This is a genomic window from Paeniglutamicibacter gangotriensis Lz1y (assembly GCF_000348945.1).
GTDB lineage: Bacteria > Actinomycetota > Actinomycetes > Actinomycetales > Micrococcaceae > Paeniglutamicibacter > Paeniglutamicibacter gangotriensis.
Map to the genome: position 1 here is coordinate 135019 of NZ_AOCK01000006.1, position 19181 is coordinate 154199.

General features: G+C 63.3%; 24 protein-coding genes, 1 other RNA gene and 2 pseudogenes. 10 read left to right on the forward strand and 17 right to left on the reverse strand.

Annotated elements, in window-relative coordinates:
• Positions 1-89 precede the first annotated feature (89 nt).
• Together ADIAG_RS22410 and ADIAG_RS11360 are read left to right on the forward strand one after the other, a co-directional pair.
• Positions 90-626, forward strand: a complete 537-nt coding sequence (locus ADIAG_RS22410) for an NAD(P)/FAD-dependent oxidoreductase (RefSeq protein ID WP_007271509.1) — start codon at positions 90-92, stop codon at positions 624-626.
• 58 nt (positions 627-684) lie between these two features.
• On the forward strand, positions 685-1689 hold the full coding sequence (locus tag ADIAG_RS11360; protein ID WP_007271510.1) for an aldo/keto reductase family protein: 1005 nt from the start codon (positions 685-687) through the stop codon (positions 1687-1689).
• A gap of 2 nt (positions 1690-1691) precedes the next feature.
• Here the strand turns inward: ADIAG_RS11360 and ADIAG_RS21615 are convergent, their stop codons facing one another.
• The 9 genes and pseudogenes from ADIAG_RS21615 to msrA all read right to left on the reverse strand — a co-directional run bounded on the left by ADIAG_RS21615 (position 1692) and on the right by msrA (position 6010).
• The gene (locus tag ADIAG_RS21615; protein ID WP_007271511.1) at positions 1692-1862 is read right to left on the reverse strand and encodes a hypothetical protein; all 171 of its coding nucleotides are present in this window, start codon (positions 1860-1862) and stop codon (positions 1692-1694) included.
• A 39-nt stretch (positions 1863-1901) separates the two neighbouring features.
• Positions 1902-2207, reverse strand: a complete 306-nt coding sequence (locus ADIAG_RS20250) for a hypothetical protein (RefSeq protein WP_152426138.1) — start codon at positions 2205-2207, stop codon at positions 1902-1904.
• Between the two features lie 102 nt (positions 2208-2309).
• Entirely contained in the window at positions 2310-2471 is a 162-nt protein-coding gene (locus ADIAG_RS21620) for a hypothetical protein (protein WP_161623958.1), read from the reverse strand.
• Positions 2472-2592: 121 nt separating this feature from the next.
• Positions 2593-2694: pseudogene (locus ADIAG_RS22670) on the reverse strand (hypothetical protein); the annotation flags it as partial.
• A gap of 157 nt (positions 2695-2851) precedes the next feature.
• Positions 2852-3103 (reverse strand): annotated as a pseudogene (locus ADIAG_RS21870) (PaaI family thioesterase); the annotation flags it as partial.
• Between the two features lie 15 nt (positions 3104-3118).
• Complete coding sequence (locus ADIAG_RS21875; RefSeq protein ID WP_007271515.1) at positions 3119-3373, reverse strand: PaaI family thioesterase; 255 nt, start codon at positions 3371-3373, stop codon at positions 3119-3121.
• Between the two features lie 351 nt (positions 3374-3724).
• Positions 3725-4309, reverse strand: coding sequence for a serine O-acetyltransferase EpsC (gene epsC, locus ADIAG_RS11375; protein ID WP_007271516.1), 585 nt, complete (start codon positions 4307-4309; stop codon positions 3725-3727).
• Positions 4310-4435: 126 nt separating this feature from the next.
• Positions 4436-5371 carry a cysteine synthase A gene (gene cysK, locus ADIAG_RS11380; protein WP_007271517.1) on the reverse strand — a complete coding sequence of 312 codons (936 nt, stop codon included), beginning with the start codon at positions 5369-5371 and terminating at the stop codon, positions 4436-4438.
• Positions 5372-5467: 96 nt separating this feature from the next.
• Positions 5468-6010, reverse strand: a complete 543-nt coding sequence (gene msrA / locus ADIAG_RS11385) for a peptide-methionine (S)-S-oxide reductase MsrA (RefSeq protein WP_043474751.1) — start codon at positions 6008-6010, stop codon at positions 5468-5470.
• A gap of 262 nt (positions 6011-6272) precedes the next feature.
• Between msrA and ADIAG_RS11390 the strand changes: the two genes are divergently transcribed.
• The 4 genes from ADIAG_RS11390 to ADIAG_RS11405 all read left to right on the forward strand — a co-directional run bounded on the left by ADIAG_RS11390 (position 6273) and on the right by ADIAG_RS11405 (position 10701).
• A complete protein-coding gene (locus ADIAG_RS11390) occupies positions 6273-7400 on the forward strand; it encodes a Nif3-like dinuclear metal center hexameric protein (protein ID WP_007271519.1) in 1128 nt (375 codons plus the stop codon).
• 79 nt (positions 7401-7479) lie between these two features.
• Complete coding sequence (locus ADIAG_RS11395; protein WP_043474665.1) at positions 7480-9264, forward strand: HNH endonuclease signature motif containing protein; 1785 nt, start codon at positions 7480-7482, stop codon at positions 9262-9264.
• 199 nt (positions 9265-9463) lie between these two features.
• Positions 9464-10204: a zinc ribbon domain-containing protein gene (locus ADIAG_RS11400; RefSeq protein WP_007271521.1), complete on the forward strand. Its 741-nt coding sequence runs from the start codon at positions 9464-9466 to the stop codon at positions 10202-10204.
• Positions 10192-10701: a VOC family protein gene (locus ADIAG_RS11405; RefSeq protein ID WP_007271522.1), complete on the forward strand. Its 510-nt coding sequence runs from the start codon at positions 10192-10194 to the stop codon at positions 10699-10701. The genes ADIAG_RS11400 and ADIAG_RS11405 overlap by 13 nt, the downstream gene beginning before the upstream one ends.
• Here ADIAG_RS11405 and ADIAG_RS11410 read toward each other — a convergent pair.
• Positions 10698-11486 carry a YaaA family protein gene (locus ADIAG_RS11410; RefSeq protein WP_007271523.1) on the reverse strand — a complete coding sequence of 263 codons (789 nt, stop codon included), beginning with the start codon at positions 11484-11486 and terminating at the stop codon, positions 10698-10700. The genes ADIAG_RS11405 and ADIAG_RS11410 overlap by 4 nt on opposite strands.
• Before the next feature lie 120 nt (positions 11487-11606).
• On the opposite strand from ADIAG_RS11410, the gene rnpB reads away from it, so the two are divergent.
• From rnpB to ADIAG_RS11420, 3 genes are all read left to right on the forward strand, one after another.
• Positions 11607-11972, forward strand: an RNA gene (gene rnpB, locus ADIAG_RS20295) — RNase P RNA component class A.
• A gap of 209 nt (positions 11973-12181) precedes the next feature.
• A complete protein-coding gene (locus ADIAG_RS11415; RefSeq protein WP_007271524.1) occupies positions 12182-12472 on the forward strand; it encodes a hypothetical protein in 291 nt (96 codons plus the stop codon).
• 42 nt (positions 12473-12514) lie between these two features.
• Complete coding sequence (locus ADIAG_RS11420) at positions 12515-12946, forward strand: hypothetical protein (protein WP_007271525.1); 432 nt, start codon at positions 12515-12517, stop codon at positions 12944-12946.
• 53 nt (positions 12947-12999) lie between these two features.
• On the opposite strand, the gene ADIAG_RS11425 is transcribed toward ADIAG_RS11420, so the two are convergent.
• From ADIAG_RS11425 to ADIAG_RS11445, 6 genes are read right to left on the reverse strand one after another with little or no spacing between them, the layout of a single operon-like run.
• Positions 13000-13410 (reverse strand): hypothetical protein, encoded by a 411-nt coding sequence (locus ADIAG_RS11425; protein ID WP_007271526.1) that lies wholly within the window; start codon positions 13408-13410, stop codon positions 13000-13002.
• Between the two features lie 5 nt (positions 13411-13415).
• Complete coding sequence (locus ADIAG_RS20260; protein ID WP_007271527.1) at positions 13416-14276, reverse strand: peptidoglycan-binding domain-containing protein; 861 nt, start codon at positions 14274-14276, stop codon at positions 13416-13418.
• A gap of 2 nt (positions 14277-14278) precedes the next feature.
• On the reverse strand, positions 14279-14413 hold the full coding sequence (locus ADIAG_RS22415) for a hypothetical protein (RefSeq protein ID WP_007271528.1): 135 nt from the start codon (positions 14411-14413) through the stop codon (positions 14279-14281).
• Between the two features lie 51 nt (positions 14414-14464).
• Positions 14465-14803 carry a putative phage holin gene (locus ADIAG_RS11435; protein WP_007271529.1) on the reverse strand — a complete coding sequence of 113 codons (339 nt, stop codon included), beginning with the start codon at positions 14801-14803 and terminating at the stop codon, positions 14465-14467.
• Positions 14800-15006, reverse strand: coding sequence for a DUF7620 family protein (locus tag ADIAG_RS22725; RefSeq protein WP_007271530.1), 207 nt, complete (start codon positions 15004-15006; stop codon positions 14800-14802). The genes ADIAG_RS11435 and ADIAG_RS22725 overlap by 4 nt, the downstream gene beginning before the upstream one ends.
• Positions 15003-15221, reverse strand: coding sequence for a hypothetical protein (locus ADIAG_RS11445; RefSeq protein WP_007271531.1), 219 nt, complete (start codon positions 15219-15221; stop codon positions 15003-15005). The genes ADIAG_RS22725 and ADIAG_RS11445 overlap by 4 nt, the downstream gene beginning before the upstream one ends.
• Positions 15222-15604: 383 nt before the next feature.
• On the opposite strand from ADIAG_RS11445, the gene ADIAG_RS11450 reads away from it, so the two are divergent.
• Positions 15605-16966 (forward strand): hypothetical protein, encoded by a 1362-nt coding sequence (locus tag ADIAG_RS11450; protein ID WP_007271532.1) that lies wholly within the window; start codon positions 15605-15607, stop codon positions 16964-16966.
• Here ADIAG_RS11450 and ADIAG_RS11455 read toward each other — a convergent pair.
• The gene (locus ADIAG_RS11455) at positions 16956-19175 is read right to left on the reverse strand and encodes a sialidase family protein (protein WP_007271533.1); all 2220 of its coding nucleotides are present in this window, start codon (positions 19173-19175) and stop codon (positions 16956-16958) included. The genes ADIAG_RS11450 and ADIAG_RS11455 overlap by 11 nt on opposite strands.
• Positions 19176-19181: the final 6 nt, after the last annotated feature.

Sequence of the window (19181 nt, forward strand, 5' to 3'; positions counted from 1 at the left end):
CACCCTCGAAGGGGCAGAGCGTTTCCTGGGCAACGGCCTGTACTACGGCGCCGCGCACAGCGACGCACCACTGGCCCAGAGCCAAGACATTGTCATCGGTCGGGGCGGGGAACTCTGCCGGGCAAGCGGCGCTCTTCTTCTCCCGACACGCCCGCACCGTGACCATGCTGCTGCGCGGGCCCTCGTTGGCAGCCCGGATGTCCAGCTACCTGATCGAGCAAATCGAGGCCACCGCCGCCATCGAGGTGCAGCCCAATTCCCAGATCACCGCGTTGGCCGGCGACACCTCCTCGCATTCCCTCGAGATCCTGGACTCCTCCAGCGGCACCAGTCAGTTGCGCCCGTGCCCGGCGGTATTCGTGATGATCGGCGCCGATGCCGTCACCGGGTGGCTGCCGGGGCACATTGCGCGCGATGGCCACGGATTCATCCTCACCGGGCCCGACGCGGCCGAGACCCCCGCGTGGGAGCAGCCGCGGCGCCCGTTCGCCCTGGAAAGCAGTGTGCCGGGGATCTTCGCGATCGGAGATGTGCGCTCCGGGTCGGTCAAGCGAGTGGCCGCGGGGGTCGGCGAAGGGGGCATGTCCATCGCCTTCACCCACCAATACCTCGCCCTATCCCACTGACGCGCCCCAAATTCGGAGCCCTTGTGATGTGCCCGCGACCAAGCATAGGCTCGGCCCCATGGACTATCGCTTCCTCGGAGCCTCGGGGCTCAAGATCACCGAAATCACCTACGGCAACTGGCTGACCCACGGCTCCCAGATCGAGAACGAGGTCGCCACCGCGTGCGTGCAGGCGGCACTGGATGCGGGCATCACCACCTTTGACACCGCCGATGTCTACGCCAACGGGGCCGCCGAAGAGGTACTCGGCACGGCACTAAAATCCCAGCGCCGCGAATCCCTGGAGGTCTTCACCAAGGTCTACTGGCCCGTGGGACCCAAGGGCCCCAACGACACCGGGCTCTCACGCAAGCACATTATGGAGGGCATCAACGGCTCGCTGCGGCGCCTGCAGATGGACTACGTCGACCTCTACCAGGCGCACCGCTACGACCACCAAACGCCGCTGGAAGAAACCATCGGTGCCTTTGCCGATGTGGTGCGCTCAGGCAAGGCCCTGTATATCGGGGTCTCCGAATGGAATGCCGAGCAGCTGCGTGCCGGCCAGGTACTGGCCAAGGCCGCAGGATTCTCGCTGGTGTCCAACCAGCCGCAGTACTCCGCCCTGTGGCGTGTGATCGAGGCCGAAGTCATTCCGGCCGCCGCCGACCTGGGGATGTCCCAGGTGGTCTGGTCGCCGATGGCCCAGGGGGTGCTCTCCGGAAAGTACCTCCCGGGCCAGGACGCCCCGGCAGGAAGCCGCGCCACCGATAAGAAGGGCGGCGCGAACACCATCTCCCGGTTCTTGGATGACACGGTTCTCGAACGGGTGCAGAAGCTGGCGCCCATCGCCGCGGAAATGGGTTTGAAGATGTCGCAACTGGCCATCGCCTGGGTCCTGCAGAACCCCAACGTGGCCTCGGCACTGGTCGGGGCCTCACGCCCGGAACAGGTCGCAGAGAACGTGTTGGCCTCCGGCGTGGTGCTCCCGCCGGAGGTGATGTCCCAGATCGATGCGGTGCTGGGGGACTGCATCGAACGCGATCCGGCCAAGACTCTCAGCCCCGAAACTCGGCCCGCCTAGGCTTACACCGTGCCAGGGCTGTTGTTCAACGCGCGCGATTCTCCGGGTACGGCTGGCTGCATCCTGCCCTCGAAGATCAGCAGCAGGAAGAGTGTGGCGCTCAGGCCGACCAAGGTCAGCGCGGCGCCCCCCACCGCGGCGTTCAGGCCGTTGCCGGTCGCCAGCGCGCCCACCCCGATGGCTGTGCCCGCCTGGAAGGCGTAGGCGATTACCTAGAGCAGCGACAAGGTAGCACCGCGGTGCCGTGCTGCGGACGCCTGGTTGATCAAACCCAAACCCCCGGTGAAGGCAAAGGAATAAGCGATCCCACCGACGATGCACCAGCCCAAAAACAGTGCGGTGATGCCGATGGCCGCCGCCGAGCAGCCCAGCAGCACACCGGTGAGCGCGGTGTTCGCACTCTGGGTGAACTCGGTGATCATCTGCGCACCGAGGGACATGAAGATCGCACCAACGCAATAGGCCAGGGCCACCGACATCGCGGCGATGGAAAAACGCAGCCGGATGCCCCGGGGCACGGTCGGTGCCTGCGGCCGCCACCTGCCGCCCCGCTCCGGCCTGTGCCCGTCGGTGCATAACAGCGCCACGATTGAGCCGAGGGATAACACCAGCAGCACGATCTAGCTCCAGAACAACGGCATCGGGAAGTACTGCGCGAACGCGCCGCTGAGCACCAGAGCCAGGGTCAGTCCGCTCGCGGTGGACACTGTCGCCGTGGCGCTGGGGAAGCGGAGGTTGGAGGTCGGGTTGTTCTCCATCAGGGCGGCAGTCCCTGCGCCCATTGCCAATCCGGCGCCCACCCCCTGCAGTACGCGGCCGATCAGCAAGAAGCCCACATGGGGGGGCGAGGGCTAAGGTGGCGGCGGAGGCGGCAATGAGCACCACGCCGGCAATCATCACCACGCGCCGACCAAACTGGTCCGAGAGGTTACCCAAGATTGGCAGCACCACCAGCAGTGCCAGCGGGTAGGCGGCGACGACAATGGTGACGATCAGCGGAGTCAAGTCCCACTGTGCGGCATAGATCGGGTACAGCGTGCTGGTGCTCCGGAGGACCAGAGCACCAGTGCGAGCACGGAGGCCGCCGCCCAGAACACCCCACGCCTGCCCGTACGGTCGCGGGAAGACGATGCCGTCCCGGCCGCGACCGAACCAGATGGGGTCATCCGGCGGGATCCGGGTGGATCACCAGGCAGGTGCTCGAGGCGGTGGCCAGCACCCTTCCGCTACTGTCCCGGATGTCCGCCTCGGCGAAGGCGACGCTCCTGCCGCGGCGGGTCACCCAACCATGGGCAGTGACCGGACCGGTCTCTGCAGTGATGGGCCGCAGGAACGAGACCTTGATTTCCAGGCTCGTGTACCCGACTCCTGCGGGCAGGGTGCTGTGCACGGCACACCCGCACACCGAGTCAAGAACCGTGGCGAAAAATCAGCCGTGCACCGAACCGGTCGGGTTGTCATGCGAGCGATCCGGCTGGGCGGACATCACCACCTCACCCTCGGCGACGCAGACGAATTCCAGCCCGACGTGGCTGCTGATCGGTGGCGGCGGAGTCCGGCCGTCGGCCAGTGCGCGCAACTGCTCGAGTCCGGTATTTTCAAACAACTTCTTCTTGTCTGCTTCGGGGCTGTGGTAGCGGATGGTCCGCGTTCGGTTGGTCTGCGGCTCGGGCCGTGAGGTCATGGATATCGCTGCGTGTAATCGATAGTAGAAGAGGGTTCTGTGGCGAGGGGGACCACCGCTGGGCACCGGGCCGTCATGAATCAGGTGGATGGATCCAGCGACCGGCTTCCCTCGCCGGCCGAAGAAGAAAGGTGCCCTCGTGCTGCCGATGTTACCGGTGTCAGGACGTTACCTCGTGAACCCGGCAGTTTGTTCTGCGCAGCTTACTCGCCTGGTGCCAGCGACCCGGGTCCCGGCGCATGAGCCGGGCAGCACCGCCTGATTAACGCGCGCGGCGGGCGGAACAGGCCCCGGGTGAAAGGGAATGTTCCGCCCGCCGCGCGGGTGCTGAGGGAAAAGCTCGAGTGGAAACTAAATCCACATGGCCGGGTCGATGTACTCGGCCGGGTCCACCGCTGGGGCGTGCTCCTCGGCGGTGCGTGGCCGGTTCTTCGCCGGGATCCCGGTGATGATTGAATCCGCAGGTGCGTCCTTGACCACCACGGCGTTGGCGCCGATGGCCGAGTCAGCGCCGATCACAATCGGTCCCAGCACTTTGGCGCCGGCACCGATGACCACGCGGTCCCCGATGGTCGGGTGGCGCTTGACCTTGGCCAGCGAACGCCCGCCCAGGGTCACCCCGTGGTAGATCATCACATCGTCGCCGATTTCCGCTGTCTCCCCGATGACCACACCCATGCCGTGGTCGATGAAGAAGCGCCGCCCGATGGTGGCCCCGGGGTGGATCTCGATCCCGGTCAGGAACCGTCCGGCCTGGGAGATCAGGCGCGCAGGGAATCGGGTCCGCGGGTTCTGCCACAGCCGGTGGGTCAACCGGTGGATCCAGATCGCGTGCAGGCCTGAATAGGCCAAGAAGTTTTCGCTCTTGCCCCGCGCTGCGGGGTCATGCGCGCTGGCTCCGCGCAAATCTTCGGCTAGTCGGGAAAAGAATCTCACTGCTGGGCCTTTGTTTGTGCGGACCCGCGGCGGTCCGAAGTAGTGCCGCGGGAGTGAAGCGGTCCGCCACCGGGTCCGGACGCGAACCTCGCGCCCGGACCGGAACCGGCCGAATCGGTGGAAGGATCAGCCACGGATGTCATCGAAAAGCAACGTGGAGATGTAACGCTCGCCGAAGTCCGGGATCACCGCGACGATCAGCTTGCCGGCATTCTCCTCACGCTTGGCCACCTCGAGGGCGCCCCAGACGGCGGCACCGGCGGAGATGCCGCCGAGGATGCCTTCCTGGGTACCCAGCGCGCGGGCGATGGCCACCGAGTCCTCGATCGATGCGTCAAGCACCTCGTCATAGAGTTCGGTGTCCAGCACCTCGGGAATGAAGTTGGCGCCCAGACCCTGGATCTTGTGCGGGCCCGGCTTGCCACCGTTGAGGATCGCCGAATCCTTGGGCTCGACCGCGATGACCTGCACGGAGGACTTCTGCTCCTTGAGGTAGCGCCCGGCACCGGTGATGGTGCCGCCGGTACCGATGCCGGCGACGAAGATGTCCACCGTGCCCTCGGTGTCCGCCCAGATCTCCGGGCCGGTGGTGCTCGCGTGGATCGCAGGGTTGGCCTCGTTGGCAAACTGCTGGGCCCAGATGGCGTTCTCGGTGGTAGCCACGATCTCCTTGGCCTTCTCCACCGCACCGCGCATGCCCTCGGAACCCGGGGTCAGCACGATCTCGGCGCCGAAGGCGCGCAGCATGACGCGGCGCTCGGTGCTCATGGTCTCCGGCATGGTCAGCACGACCTTGTAGCCGCGGGCAGCACCGACCATGGCCAGGGCGATGCCGGTGTTACCGGAGGTGCCTTCGACGATGGTGCCGCCGGGACGCAGGTCCCCTGAAGCCTCGGCCGCATCAACGATGGCCACGCCGATGCGGTCCTTGACCGAGTTGGCTGGGTTGCAGAATTCCAGCTTGACCGCGATGTTGCCCGGCAGTCCGGCACCGATTCGGTTCAGGCGCACCAACGGGGTGCGGCCAACAATTTGCGTGACATCGTTGTAGATCTTCGACATGGTGTCCTTAGTCCTTGGTGGTGAGTATGCGGCGTGCTGTGACGAATTGATCCCGGCGGATGCCAAATCCCTCGGGACACTTTGGTACAAGCCTAGTCAGGAGCGCGGTGTGGCGGGTTCTTCGAGCCATGTTGCGTAATATTTCCTCGCCTTGGCCAACTTCGGGTCGATGATGACCCGGCAGTACCCCTCATCGGGGAAGCGGTTGTAGTAGTCCTGGTGGATTCCTTCGGCGACGAAGAAATCTGCCGGGGACTCGAAGACGGTGACAATCGGGTCGGGGTAGAGTTCTGCGAACTTCCGCACTGCGGCGGCGAATTCGACCTCCTGGGCGGCATCGAGCGGGAAGAGCGCGGAGCGGTACTGAGTGCCCACGTCGTAGCCCTGCCGATTCAGCGTGGTGGGATCGTGGGTGGTGAAGAACATGTCCAGGATCACTTCCCCCGGCACGACGGCGGGATCGAATGTTACGGCAACGGCTTCGGCGTGTCCCGTTCCGCCGCCGCAAACCGAGCGATAGGTGGGTGCAGGATCGGCCCCGCCGGTGTAACCGGAGATCACCGAGGCGACCCCGCGGGTGCGCTGGTAGACAGCATCCAGGCACCAAAAGCAGCCCCCGGCCACCACAAAAGTGGTCAGGTCCTGCCCCTGCGGGCCGGTGGTGTGGGCTTGGAAACGGATGGGCGTGCTGGAAATTGAAAACTCATTCACACCAGCTTCAAGTGCCGCGGCGCGCATTTCATTCCCGGCCCCACCTACCCGCATCCCATTGAGCGGTTTCTACCCACGATCTCGAGCTGCCAGCCGTAGCCCCCGCGGTGTGGCCGCGGGCCTGCGAACGTGAGCAGTTCATCGGTGCGCGCATGCGTCCAAAGCGCCCCACGGAGGCTACGGTGGAATCATGCAGAGCAACAAGCAGCAGCCCCACGGCATGCGTATCGTCTCCGGGCCGGGAGCGGCCGCCCACACCGGCGCCGAGAATGCCGGCAGCCACGACGAACCGCTGGACGCAGCCCCCAAAGCAACCGAAAACGACCGGACCGCAGCGGCCGGCCCGCCGCAGTCGGTGGCCCCGGAGTCGGGCAACGACGCCCAGAGCCACCCCGACACCGACAGCGTTCTGGACACGGAGCAGGAGCCAGTGGCCACCACCGATTCCGACGACGTCGAGGCCCAGGAGCCAGATTCGACGCTGAGCACCCCGACCCTCGGTCAGGTGTTGGTGGCCGTCGAAGAACTCTGGCCCGCCTCACTGGCCGAGTCCTGGGATACCGTCGGCCCGGTGGTCGGCCGACCCGAACGCCCCATCAAACGCATCATGTTCGCCGTGGACCCCACCCTCGAGGTGGTGGCCGATGCCGTGGCGCGCGGCACCGACCTGCTGATCACCCACCACCCGCTGCTGCTGCGCCCGGTCAACTCCGTGGCTGCCACCAGCTTCAAGGGCGAAGCGATCCACCTGCTGATCGAATCCGGCTGCGCGCTGGTCACGGCGCACACCAATGCCGACTCGGCCATCGGCGGGGTCTCGGATGTACTTGCGGACATCTTCGGGCTCACCGACACGCAACCGCTGGCCCCGTCCAAGGACGGACTGCCCGAGGAGGGTATCGGCCGGGTGGGCATGCTGCCCGAACCACTGCAGCTGCACGAATTCGCTTCCCGCGTGTTCTCCGCCATGCCGGCGGTCGCCGGGGGAGTGCGCGTGGCAGGGGAGCGTACGGGCATCGTGCGCAAGGTCGCGGTGTGCGGCGGGGCCGGCGATTCGCTGTTCGACGCGGTCCGCGCCTCCGAGGCCGACGTCTACGTCACCGCCGACCTGCGCCACCACCCGGCCTCCGAGGCCCGCGAGGCAGCGCTGAACGGCACGCCGTATCTCATCGACGTCTCCCACTTCGCCTCCGAATGGCTCTGGCTACCCACCGGGGCCGAGGCACTGAAGAACGTCCTGCACGATCTGGGCCACGACGTGGAAATCGGCGTCTCGGCAATAAACACCGACCCGTGGGACTTCATCCTGACCCCGTAGCCGATGGCCCCGGGCGGTTATCCACAGGTCCTCGTGGGGTACTGGTGGCCAGCCACCACGGGGGAGCACCATGGATCCCATGGACACACCCGCAAGCATCATCGACAAGGCCCTGGCCGCCATTGGCCAGGTCCTGGGAACGGGCGCCGGGATCACACCCGGTCCCCAGAGCCCCACCGATGCCTTGCGTCTGCTCGCCGTCCTAGACCTGGCCACCCGCCGGGTGCTCGAGGAGGCAGCAGCATCCAGCGTCGGGTTCCCGGTACGCGCCGCGGCCCTGGCCCATCTGGCCGAAAGTATTTACCGCACAGGTTCCTACGGGCAGATCCTGGCCGCCGGCGCCTGCGACGCGGCAGAGGTCAACACACTCACCGACCAGCCCCTGGCCGAACTGAACCAGATCCTGCAAGACCCTGAATCTTTCGCCGCGGGCACCACCAACCTGCCGCTCGAGGTGGTGAGCGGCGCGGATCGCAAACCCTTGCACCAGGACACCGCCGAATTCCTCAAGAACCAACTGCACCTGGGATATTTCCAGGCCAAACACCGCACCAGTACTCACGACCGACTCATGGTTCATCAAGGCCCCGACGGTGAAACCCTGCCGCCCAGCTGCCCAACCCTCGGCCGGGCCCTCACCAAGGGCACCGCGGATCCAAAGATGTTGGCCAACGCCGCTGCCAAACTCGCCACCCTAGAACCAACTCTCGACGCGCAGCCGGATCCCGAGCAGGCCCGAAATGTGCTCGAGGAACAAATCATCCGAACCGCGCACACCGCGGACGAGAATGCCGTGGGCAAGCTCATCAAGCAGGCCTCCCTGGCGCTGGAACACGCCAGCGTGGAACGTGATGAAGAGGCCACCGCCCGCCATCTGGGGTTGCGCTTCCGCGGACACAAATCCACGGGGTATCACTGGGAATTCATCACCGATCTGGAAGGCCACGAGTTTCTCTGCACCGTGGCAGATGACCTGAATAACCCGCGCTCAGCCTCCGGCACCATCCCGAACCCCGACACCGCTTCCGACCCCGATGCCGAGGCTGATGCCGCTTCCGACGCTGCTTCAGGTTCCCCGAGCACCCAGCCGGCGCTCTTTGCCGACCCGAGAGACGGGGCGCCGATCCCCGCGTGGGCCATCAACCCCGACACCCCGGAAGAGCTGCGCCCGCGCGCCGGATTTACCGACCTGGCCATCACGCTTCCAGCCTCCAACCCCTACGGGCTTCCCGACGGGGATCAGTACCCCGACGAAACCCGGCAGGAAGCCAACGCTCGACGCCGTGCCCAACGCCTCTCTCAGGCTCTGTTTGATGCCATGCGCCTGTGGATGGACCCGGCCGCTGCGCCCGCCGCGGACCTGCCGATGAAATCGCGCATCGAACTGTTGGTGATGATCGACTACGCCGCCCTCACCGGAGCCCTCGACACGGCGGGCTTCACCAGCCACGGTGAATTGATCTCCGCGGCCACCGCCCGACGCATGGCCTGCAACGGTGGCATCATCCCGGTGGTCATGGGCGGTGATAGTCAGCCGTTGGATCTGGGACGACGCAAACGATTCTTCTCCCGGGCACAAAAACTGGCCATCGCCGCCCGCGATCGCGGATGCGCGAACCCCGGCTGTTCAATGCCCGTGCACCGCACTGAAGTCCACCACATCACACCCTTCTCTGAGGGCGGGATGACCGATGTCAGCGACGGGCTGTTGCTGTGCATTCGCTGCCACACAGCCCTGCACGCCGGGCACTTCAGCATCGTCATTCACCAGGGAATCCCGCACGTTGTGCTCCCCAAATCCCGCGATCCACTGCAAAGACCCTTGCGGAACTGGGTCTTCCATCCCGAAGCCGCAGCCGCCTAACACCACCCACACCGCCCCATCCGTATCCTGTGATGCTGCGACCCCCGCTGCCTTGACCGGGCCTGCGCCGAAAAGACGGCATCAGGCGGGTCATATTCCACTCCGGGTTCCCTGTATGACTAGGGTTGTGGCTAGGCGATCACTGATCGCCGGAGGCACAGCAGGAATGGCAGCGCCACGGCGCACAGCGGAGGACAGTATGGCAAAGGCAGCACCGGCGGAACAGATACGGCTCTTGGACGTGGCGGCATTGGATTCTCAGGCCACCAAGATCAACCGTGAGATCACCGAAGCCACCGCCGACGCGCAACTTGCCGCGGCCAATTCGGCCCTCGAAGAAGCCACCAGCGCCCTGACCGAGGTGCAGGTAGAGGTTGCAGCGGCTGCAGGGGTCCTGAAGGAATCTGAGCGGGCAGTGGAGAAGGTCGTGGCGCATATTGCCAAGGACCAGTCCCGCATCGACGCAGGCGCCGGCACTCACCAGGACATGATGGCGCTGTCCCATGAAATCGATTCGCTCACCATCCGGCGCAATGAACTTGAAGACACCGAACTTGAGCACATGACGGAGCTCGAAGAGGTACAGGAGCGGGCCGCCGAGGCACAGGCCCTTGTCGATACCCGTATGAGGGAGCAGGCAGCACACTTGGCCCGCCGCGATGCAGCCCTCGCCGCTCTGCGTCAGCAGCTCGCTGAGAACCAAAGCGCACGTGCCACCCTGGCCGCAACGTTCGACGAAGGGCTGATCACCACCTATGAGCGGTTGCGCACACGCAACGGCATCGGTGCAGCCAGACTGTTCCACGGGGTCTCCGAAGCCAGTGGCATGGCGCTTGCCGCTGGCGACCTGGGAGAAATCAAGGCGGCTCCGGCCGACGAATTGGTCTTCTGCCCGGACACCGGTGCCATCTTGGTCCGCAGCGAGGAATGGGGGGCATAATCCCCGGTGCTGCTGCCGGCCCCGGTATTTCGCATACTTCAGGGCAAGCCGCACCCACGGGTCGCCTGCACCACACCGAGATCTGGGTCAGTGACATCGCGATGGCCAGGAGCACGCTCGGCTGGCTGTTCGAAGAACTAGGTTATGCGCCGGGGGAATCATGGAAACACGGAACCAGCTATGTCGGTGCCCACGACTATCTCGTGCTTGAAGCAGGGCCCGACGTGCTTGAGCGGCCCCACCGACGACGTGCCCCGGGCATCAACCATCTGGCGTTCCGCGCCGGAGACCGGCGACGGGTTGAGGAGCTCACTCAGGAGGCGTTGCAGCGCGGTTTCACCCTGCTCTTCGCCGAAGCCCACCCCCATGCGGGCGGCCTTGGGCACTATGCAGCGTACTTGGAGGATCCGGCCGGCATGGAAATAGAATTGGTGGCCGACGATCGCGCCGAACCCACTACCGAGGTCGATGACGCTGGGTCGCCGCCTGCCGCTTAGTTTCCCACGGCCTTAAAGGCGTGGTCCTCGGGCAGGATGATGTTCAACTGATGCGGCTTGCGTCCCGTGCCCGGAACCAGTTCGGCCTCCCACCGCTCGCTCGCGGCTTCGAGCAATTCCTCCGGCGTTTCCACTTCCACGCCACGGGTGAGCAAGTGCCCGGCGAGCTCGCCTCTAGTGTGTTTGGCAAAGTGCGAGACAACCTTGCGCACCCCGCCACGGAGTTGGAACACCGAGACGGCCACGGTGTTTTCCGCAGGGGGAGTCCATGCGGCAGCGTAGGTGCTGGAGCGGCAATCAACCACCAGACCGTCACCGGCGCGTTCATTGAGTACCGGGGTGAGCTTCGGCTTCCACCAGCTGGCCAACTTACCGATCTCGGGTAACTTCACCGACATTGAGAGCCGGTAGGCGGGAATTCGATCGCCGAAACCCACCGCCCCCCACAACGCCGAAATGACCAGAATGTCGGCATCGGCGCGCTTTCGCGCGGCAGCATCCAAGCGGTCGTAGCCCAGCGCCTCGAAGAGTACTCCGGTATAAATCGTGTGTGCGGGTGCCGAAGGCTCGGTGTGTAATTCGATGTTGCGAACCACGTCGGCTACCAGTGACTTGCCCACCGCGAGGACCTTGAGCGCGTCATCGGCCCGTGAGACTTCGGCCAAAGCCGACAGCAGCTGCTGTCGATGCGGGTTCAGTGCGGGGAACTGCAGATCTTCGGCATCAAAAGGGGCGCCGCTGTCGGCAGGTTTTTTGCCCTCGGAGGGCGGAAGCAAAATAAGCACCGGTCCAGCCTAGTCTTCCGGCACCGCGATCCCTGATTCGGCGACAGCAACTTTCCCAAGGGCTCCCTGCAACCACTGGTTACACCCGGTTCATAAATGGGACTAGACTTGAACGCTGGACGGGAAGGCCAGACGATCGCGTGCCACGCAAGTGGCCCGAGGAACGTCCGGGCTCCACAGAACAGGGTGGTGGGTAACGCCCACTCGGGGAAACCCGCAGGCCAGTGCCACAGAGAATAGACCGCCCGCACTTGTGCGGGTAAGGGTGAAACGGTGGTGTAAGAGACCACCAGCGCTCCGGGTGACCGGAGCGGCTTGGTAAACCCCACCCGGAGCAAGGTCAGACAGACTACTGGGTTGTTCGCTCAATGTAGTCGGGTGGACCGCTTGAGGGTGTCGGCAACGACACTCCTAGATAGATGATCGTCACCGCGATTCGGGTAACCGACCGCGACACAAAACCCGGCGTATCGGCCCTCCCGTCCACTCAAAGCCGCTGCTTCCCTTGCAAACAAAGGGGAGTAGCGGCTTTTGTGTTGGCCCTGCTTGTGGTCGAATGGGGCCGAAAAAGGGGGTCTGTGGGTTCTAAAGTGCCCCCAGAGTGCCCCCGGCTTCAGACCGGGTGCGGACTTTCAGATACGCACGGGGCAAACAGGCGTTCTATCCTGTCGGGGTCGAGTCGTATTCTTGTTCCCATGGAATCAATCGAGGTGCAATTCAGCGCGGCCGGCCAACCTATGCGGGTGCGCCGGCGGGGCCGCGTGTGGAAGATCGTCGCCGAACCGGTGCGTTGGTTTGAGCGGTTCAACTGGTGGGAGTCAGAGCTGCGGGCGCCGAAAGGTGAGCCGTTCCGGATCGACTCACAGGTCTGGCAAGTTCAAGTCACCCTCGGCGCCAGGACCTCCGACATCCTCACCTGGGAGCTCGTGCAGCATCCATCCACCGGTGGCTGGCGGGTCAGAGAAGCGGAACGAGCCGTGGCGTAACCATGGGCCGATCCCTACGAGCGATCGACTAAGCTCAGCGTCATGAAGAAGTCACTCGCAGTGATTGCTGCTGCCATCCTGATGACCCTTACGGCATGCAGCGGTAGTGCCAGCGCTGGGCCCAGCTACAAGGCGCCGACCCAGGTGAAGGTGCGATTTGAGGCCTACAAGACCCTCCCGCAATACATCAACGCAAACGAAGCCATGAAGCGCCGCGAGGGAAAGATATCGATCACGCTAAGCACCCCAACAGGCATCGTTCAGAACGACTACTCTCAGAAGATGGTGAACGGTGCTGGTGATCCCGTGGTGTTCTACAGCTATAGCGCTGGGTCGCCGGTGTCACTCAGCGTGCAGAATGGGTCGAGCTACGGCAAGGTCACATGCATAATTACTGTCGACGGAGTAATTGTCAGCAGGAACGAGTCTTCGTCGGACTATGGGGTGGCCTCGTGCTCAGGAATTGCTCGCTGACTTAAACGCAAAAAGCCCCCTCGATCCTTTCGGATGAGGGGGCTTCGTTGTGTTTACTGCTCGTAACGCTCATCATCGGCAGTGGTGGGCTCGTGCGCGTCTGGGATAGGGTAGCCCGCGGCGTAGAACTGTGCCGCCACGGAATCCTCAAGCAGGTCCGGATCCGGTTCCTTCTCAACACCAGTGCCGAAGCCGACCTTCTTGAGCAGGTCGTTGATGCCCGGGATCGCCATGATGCGGGTGACGATGGCACCGAGGGCCACGAGTACCGCAGACACGGCCAGCAGTGCCCCGCGTAGGGCCTCCGGGACGATGGGTTCCTGGATGATGGCGTCGATGATCAGCGGGCCGAAGCCAACGACGGCGATCAGTGCCGCGACGATGACCGCGGCCGCCGTGCGAAGTGTTGCCTTGCCGGGGTGGGCCAGCTGGGTTGGTGTGCCAGTTGCGATGTGCTTTGCCATGGGGGTCACTTTCCGTTCTGGGTATTTTGGTAGCGCTGAAACGCCTTGATGGTTTCCTTGCCGAACTTCCCATCAATCAGCCAACGCTTGGTATCGAGGTGGCCCTTCTTCGCAAGGAAGGACTGCAGGGCCTTGTAGGTGGCCTTGCCTGCCTTGCCGTCGATGACGTACTTGGACGACGGGTAGTAGCCGAGGCCGCGCAACCACTTCTGCAAGGCGACGATGGTGTAGTAACCGAAGTCCCCATCTACGGCGCGGTTGTAGTGTCCGACTGCGCGCATGAGGATCTGGAAGGCCTTCACGGACCCCTTGCCCCAGATGCCGTCCACGGCGACGTCCTTGTAGTCGGTCGGGAACTTGGAGACCGTAGGCTTCGGTGTTCCGGCAGTCGGCTTCACGTTGCCGGTGACCTTGCCTCGCAGTTCCTTGTCCCACAGTGCGACGGTGTCCGCGACGCCGCGACGTGCTGCACCCCAGGAGAACTCGACGTGCAGGTGATCGGTGTGCGGGTTGACTCCCGAGTACCGGTGCCAGCCCTTATTCTCGTAGCCGCCGGAGAAGATCTTACGGTTGAAGATGATGCACTGGATGCCCAGCTCTGCACTGTTGAGGCGCAGCTGCTCGGCGAACTCGTCATAAGCGGGGATGTCCGATGCCCACTTGAGGCCGAAGTCCACGGCACGCCACTCGCCATGTAGCGAGTTGGTGCGGCTGGAGCCGCGAACATTGCGGCAGTTGTAGATCCCGGAGTTCTGCGCGCCATGTTCCTTGTATGCGGCGAGGAACCATGCCATGGCACCCTGCGCGCCGGATCGCGGGCCGGTAGTGCAAGTTTTTGCGCCGGTATATCCGTTGAAGATCGCCATGGTTACTTGCCTCCAATTGGTGCGATGCCCTTTGCGGGCTCCACATAGTCGGGGTGCTTCGGGTCGGTGATCGGTTCCGGGTTCGGGTCGTCGTACTTTTCGAGGTCGATTGCTTCTTGCGGGTCAAGATCAGCCATGATGATGTTCCCCTTTCGAGGGCATAAGAAAAGCCACGCGGCGTGCGTGGCTTAGTTAGTGTTTTCGTTCGTGGGAGGGTCGGGCGGCCTCTTGTCTCGGTGGCTCCGCTGCTCAGTGAAGATCGTGTACCCGAGCCGCCCAACAGCAATAATCAACACCACATACAAGGCGATATACACGTAGGGCCGGCCAGCGAACCCCGGAAAGAATGACGACGCCGCCGCCAAAGTAAGGATCGCTGACTGCACACCAAGTAAGCCCATCAGGACACGGCCAGCAGGGAACCCCTGCCACCCACCACGGGTGATCCAGTGCCAGCCCAGCATCACCACAAGCGTCTCCAATAAGGCGGTGCCGATCAGGATCCCCGTCAGTGGTTGAATCGTCATACTGCGCCCCTTCCCTGGAACGTTCGTGTCAGTGACTCACTAAAATGGTTTCGTGCGTTGATTTTGCGTAGCACGGCGGACTGCTCGCGTGCCGCTTCCAAACTTTCCAGTGCTGCCGTGTGCTCTGAGACGGCTTCACGCTTCATCGCTTGGGCTTCTTCCACGTCCACTTGGTGCGGTAAGAATCGAAGTAGGAACTTCATCGGGGCTCACCGTCCCGAGCCTCCTGCACCGCACCCATAACCTTGATGACGGACTCCCCAACCATCTGCTGCTTGTTGATCGTCTGGGCCTGCACCGCGTTGGTTTCCCGCAACGTTTCCGCTGCGTCCTTCCATTCCTTCTTTGCGGTCACCATCACGTCATACATGGAGCGTGGGATGAGTTTGCCGGTGAGGATCAACCAGATTGCCAGCATGAGCAGCCCGTACGGGGTGAGGCCACCAATCGCGGCCCAAGGGATCTCATCAATGGCGCATCACCTCCGGCCACGCCGGCGGGTTACGTTGGGGCTGATACACGTGTGTAGGCACGAGGCCTCCTAGTGAAATGGAAGCGCCCGCCACAGATTGTGACGGGCGCGGGGGATTGAGCAATTCCGGCAGATTGTGTCACTGTCGGGGTTTCGTCAAATAGGGGTCTTTGTCTGGGTGCGGTAATCTATCAAAGAGTATTTGTAAACGACTTTCACTAAGGAGTTCGCTGACGTGGACGCACAGGGCGTAATGCTTTATCTGGGTACGATCGTCGTCACTGTTGGTCTGCTGTGGATACTTCTGCCAATTTTTGCACTCTAGATTCATGAGTAAGTATTTGCCCCCGAAGCGCTTCGATGTCGGCAGGTTGGAGATACCTGGCGCGGTCCTCTGGATTGGGCTCGGCTTGGCCTACGGGTTTCTTGAGCCGGACCCAGAGAACCGTTTGGCCGCGCTCTCGTATCTAACCATGGGGTTTGGCGCATGGGTTTTTTTGGTTCATGGGCGCCGGATGGTGACTACGGCGGGGATCTTTTCTCTGTGTGCCGCGGTCTTCGTTGGGTACCCGGGCATTTACTGGCTCACAAATGGTAACGATGTTGGGTACATTGCCGATGCCGTTACAGCTGGGTATTTCTGTCTCGTTGCCATGTACTACATTTTCTGGCGGAGAATGAAACCACCAACCCTAGGGCCGGTGAAGCGGTCCACTGTGCGGGGGGCTGGAATGATCGGTGTTCTGTTGATGATTGTCGGAGCAGTAGCAGCTCGGGCCGGCGTTGGCAGTTCACTGGCAGCCCCCGCAGCGTTCGCCGGAGTGGTCCTCGTTTCGGCCGCATTCGTTATTGGAGGACGTCGCGGCTTCAAGCTCTGGGCGATGATGGTGTCCGGCGCGGCTGCACTGTTCTACGTGCAGTTTGTGTTCGTGGGTTTCGGGCGGCTCGTCCTTTCCGCCATGGCATTCTCCGTACTGTTCATCCTGACGATCCGGTTCCGCACCTATTGGATCAAAGCGCTGACCCTCGTTGCCATTCCGCCCGCAATGATGTATCTCGTAGACCAGCGCGAAGAATTCGGCGTGGAAACCTTCGGCCAGGCACTTGATGGAATCGGCTCAATCGTCGCGCCTCTTGAGCAGTTCGCCGTCATATTCCGTGACTTGGAGATGGTCACGCTCGCATGGGGCCACACCTTCTACGCTGGTGCTGTAACGCTGATCCCTTCGGCCATATGGCCTGATAAACCCGAGGGATTCGGGCTGGTCCTCGCTCGATTCTATGAACCAGCATTCGCGGACGTCGGCGGGACCTATGCTGCGCTGACACACGGTGAGTTCATCTACAACTTCGGCGCGTTCGGATTGCCCATCATGGTGATCGTCTTGGGCTGGCTCATCCGGCGGCTTGACCTTGGTTTCTTCCAAGCCGTGGCACGTGGCGCAAGTTCCAGACGTGCACTCCTGGCGATCGTTGCCTTCGCCATCATTGCAGGAGGCATGAGCGACATCCTCTGGGGCGGCTTCCACCTGTTCATGGGTCGCGCCGGCATCCGGTTGCTCATCGTTTTCCTGATCGTCTTGACCTGGGGTGGGCTGGCCCACCGGGTCCTCATGCCGAGGCGCAGGTCGCCGGCGGTTAGGCCGGCGACCCTCCCCGCTAGGGGCGCTTCGGTTTCTGCTAGACGGTAACGCCCATAGCGTCCGCCCACGCTGCGCCATTCCACCAAACGGGTCTACCTAGCGTGGTGAGGTAGTGCTGTTGCCCGACGATTGGCGCGGCGGGCAGGATTGACCCGGCGCTGTGACCGAACGGCACCCATCCCGTGTTGCCGGTACCTGATTCTTTGACCCATGCGGTGGTTCCCTTCCCCCCGTTCCAGTTCGTGAAGATTGACCCGGCTGGCGCGGTGAGGACACCGTTGGGCGTGGTCCCGCCTCCTGCACTAATATTCAGCCCAGTGGCCGCGAGCGTGACCTTGGGGAAGATCAGTTGCCCGGCGTCCATATAGGCAACCTGCACGCCGCCGTGACGGAATCGAGTGAGGCCGGTGGGTGTCATTACGATTTCGGAGCGCGCCCCTACCGCCACGTCATCGCGGGTGATTACGAGGTCCCCGTTTTCTTCCACCCGCAGCGTGTCCACTGCCGTACCGTCTGCCCTAGCAAAGGACAGTGGGTAACGGTTCGGGAGGATCTGCTTGGACATGCCCCACGTTCCGACTTGATTCATAGGCATCTGCCAGTCCTGTGACACCGGGACGGTGACGATGGCACGCGGAAGACCCGACACAAGATTTACGAACGTCAGCCCGTTGTGGTCGAGCGCGTCAAACTTGTGCGACGGGAACGCGGGTTTGGTGTTGGAGTACACGCCTAGAGTGATGGTCCGTGGCATATGGGTAAAGCCACCGGACACTCGGCCACCGTCCTCGTCCACAATGTAGACCTCGTGCCCCCAGTTGCCCGGCGCGTTGGGATCGTTGACCTTCATGATGGTTTCCGATGCTACGGTAATCATCCACACACCCTGTCGAATCGGGAACGTGTAGTACAGGGATTTGCCGTTGACGGTGGCGACAACCTCAATGTCGGTCATACGGCCCGCGTAAAAATCCTCACGCTTGATACGGCCGATGCGTCCGTTGCGCTCGTTGTCCGTGCCCCAGCCAATGTAGTTCTCAAAGAACATGGGTCGCACACAATTGGGAGTATCCGAGCCAATCGCGATACCGAACGTTGCCCAGGTCGCCCCGTTGTCGTTGGAGCGCAACCACAATGGTCCGGTTTGGGCGAAGTTGGCAAGATCGGAGAATGCGACATGGCAACCCTCGTAGGGGTCGTAAGTGACGGAGTGAATGTGCCCAACGTCGCCGCCGCTGGATACCGATGGGGACGCCCAGACCTGCGTGAAGTTCACCCCGTCGTTGGTGGAACGGTATATCTTATATTGCATGTTGTTGACGTTTCCGTATTCGGAAATAATCACCGAACCGTCGGTGCCTTCGGTGACGCCGGTTCCGTTGGTGAACGGCGGGAACTGGGTTGTGAACGTGTGCGTCCACGTTGCTCCGTCGTCGGTGGAACGCCACACCTTCGGGTTTTGGTTGGCCTGCGTCAGGATCGTTGCCTCAAATGCGAGCAATGTTCCGCTTGCCAGCTTCACCAGCGAGGAGATGAACCCCGGCAGAGTGCCGAGCGTCGTCCAGGTCTTGCCCCAGTCCAACGTCTTGTCCAGCTTCGGGAACCCCGTACCGTTGATGGTCTGCGATGCGTAAACGGTGGAGCCGTCCTGCGCCAGTGCCGTGCGGTAGAGGTCGGCCTTGGACTCATAGACCACCGCTGACGGGGACAGGTAGCGATTGTTCGCCACCTGCTTGGCGATTGGCTCGGCTGTCCCAACAATCGCGGCGGATAGTGCGGTCCCGGTGAGGCTTGCGGGGTCGTTGATTTTGCCCGCGACCATGGCGTCGGTGGGTGCTGTGGCTGTCGCCGCGGCCTGTACCGCGGTGTTCTTTGCTGCCTCGGTGGTGTCCACCCAGTTCTGCAGGTCGGCCTTGGTGGTCTCGGGCGGGATCGCCGTGGTGAAGCGGGGCAGGGTCGGGTACTTCACCGCGGTGGTCCCGGTGGGAACGCCCACCATTTCCGACCAGCCCCTGCCGGACATGTGGTCTCGGAAGGTCATCCGGTATGCCCAGGCGGGCTCCGGTCCGGCGGGGGACACGTCAACGTTCTCCAGCACGGCCACACCGTTGCTGATCCCGATGGTCGTTGGCGCGGGGAATACGGTCTTCGTGCCGTCCTGGCGCATCGCGGTCGCCTCGATGGTGACCTCGCCGAAAAGGATCTCATGCGGCGCACCTCCGCCGCGGCGGGCGTCGATCTCAATATTGCGTCCCAAAGGGGT

Bases quoted from the DNA above. Each gene is read 5' to 3' on its own strand.
- ADIAG_RS11450 (WP_007271532.1), top strand. From the start codon at position 15,605: ATGAGTAAGTATTTGCCCCCGAAGCGCTTCGATGTCGGCAGGTTGGAG.
- ADIAG_RS11415 (WP_007271524.1), top strand. From the start codon at position 12,182: ATGGAATCAATCGAGGTGCAATTCAGCGCGGCCGGCCAACCTATGCGG.
- ADIAG_RS20260 (WP_007271527.1), bottom strand. From the start codon at position 14,276: ATGGCGATCTTCAACGGATATACCGGCGCAAAAACTTGCACTACCGGC.
- ADIAG_RS11395 (WP_043474665.1), top strand. From the start codon at position 7,480: ATGGACACACCCGCAAGCATCATCGACAAGGCCCTGGCCGCCATTGGC.
- ADIAG_RS11425 (WP_007271526.1), bottom strand. From the start codon at position 13,410: ATGGCAAAGCACATCGCAACTGGCACACCAACCCAGCTGGCCCACCCC.
- cysK (WP_007271517.1), bottom strand. From the start codon at position 5,371: ATGTCGAAGATCTACAACGATGTCACGCAAATTGTTGGCCGCACCCCG.
- ADIAG_RS11420 (WP_007271525.1), top strand. From the start codon at position 12,515: ATGAAGAAGTCACTCGCAGTGATTGCTGCTGCCATCCTGATGACCCTT.
- ADIAG_RS22725 (WP_007271530.1), bottom strand. From the start codon at position 15,006: ATGAAGTTCCTACTTCGATTCTTACCGCACCAAGTGGACGTGGAAGAA.
- ADIAG_RS21875 (WP_007271515.1), bottom strand. From the start codon at position 3,373: ATGACCTCACGGCCCGAGCCGCAGACCAACCGAACGCGGACCATCCGC.
- ADIAG_RS22415 (WP_007271528.1), bottom strand. From the start codon at position 14,413: ATGGCTGATCTTGACCCGCAAGAAGCAATCGACCTCGAAAAGTACGAC.
- ADIAG_RS11400 (WP_007271521.1), top strand. From the start codon at position 9,464: ATGGCAAAGGCAGCACCGGCGGAACAGATACGGCTCTTGGACGTGGCG.
- ADIAG_RS11390 (WP_007271519.1), top strand. From the start codon at position 6,273: ATGCAGAGCAACAAGCAGCAGCCCCACGGCATGCGTATCGTCTCCGGG.
- ADIAG_RS11405 (WP_007271522.1), top strand. From the start codon at position 10,192: ATGGGGGGCATAATCCCCGGTGCTGCTGCCGGCCCCGGTATTTCGCAT.
- ADIAG_RS11445 (WP_007271531.1), bottom strand. From the start codon at position 15,221: ATGCTGGCAATCTGGTTGATCCTCACCGGCAAACTCATCCCACGCTCC.
- ADIAG_RS11435 (WP_007271529.1), bottom strand. From the start codon at position 14,803: ATGACGATTCAACCACTGACGGGGATCCTGATCGGCACCGCCTTATTG.
- ADIAG_RS11360 (WP_007271510.1), top strand. From the start codon at position 685: ATGGACTATCGCTTCCTCGGAGCCTCGGGGCTCAAGATCACCGAAATC.
- ADIAG_RS21620 (WP_161623958.1), bottom strand. From the start codon at position 2,471: ATGGGCGCAGGGACTGCCGCCCTGATGGAGAACAACCCGACCTCCAAC.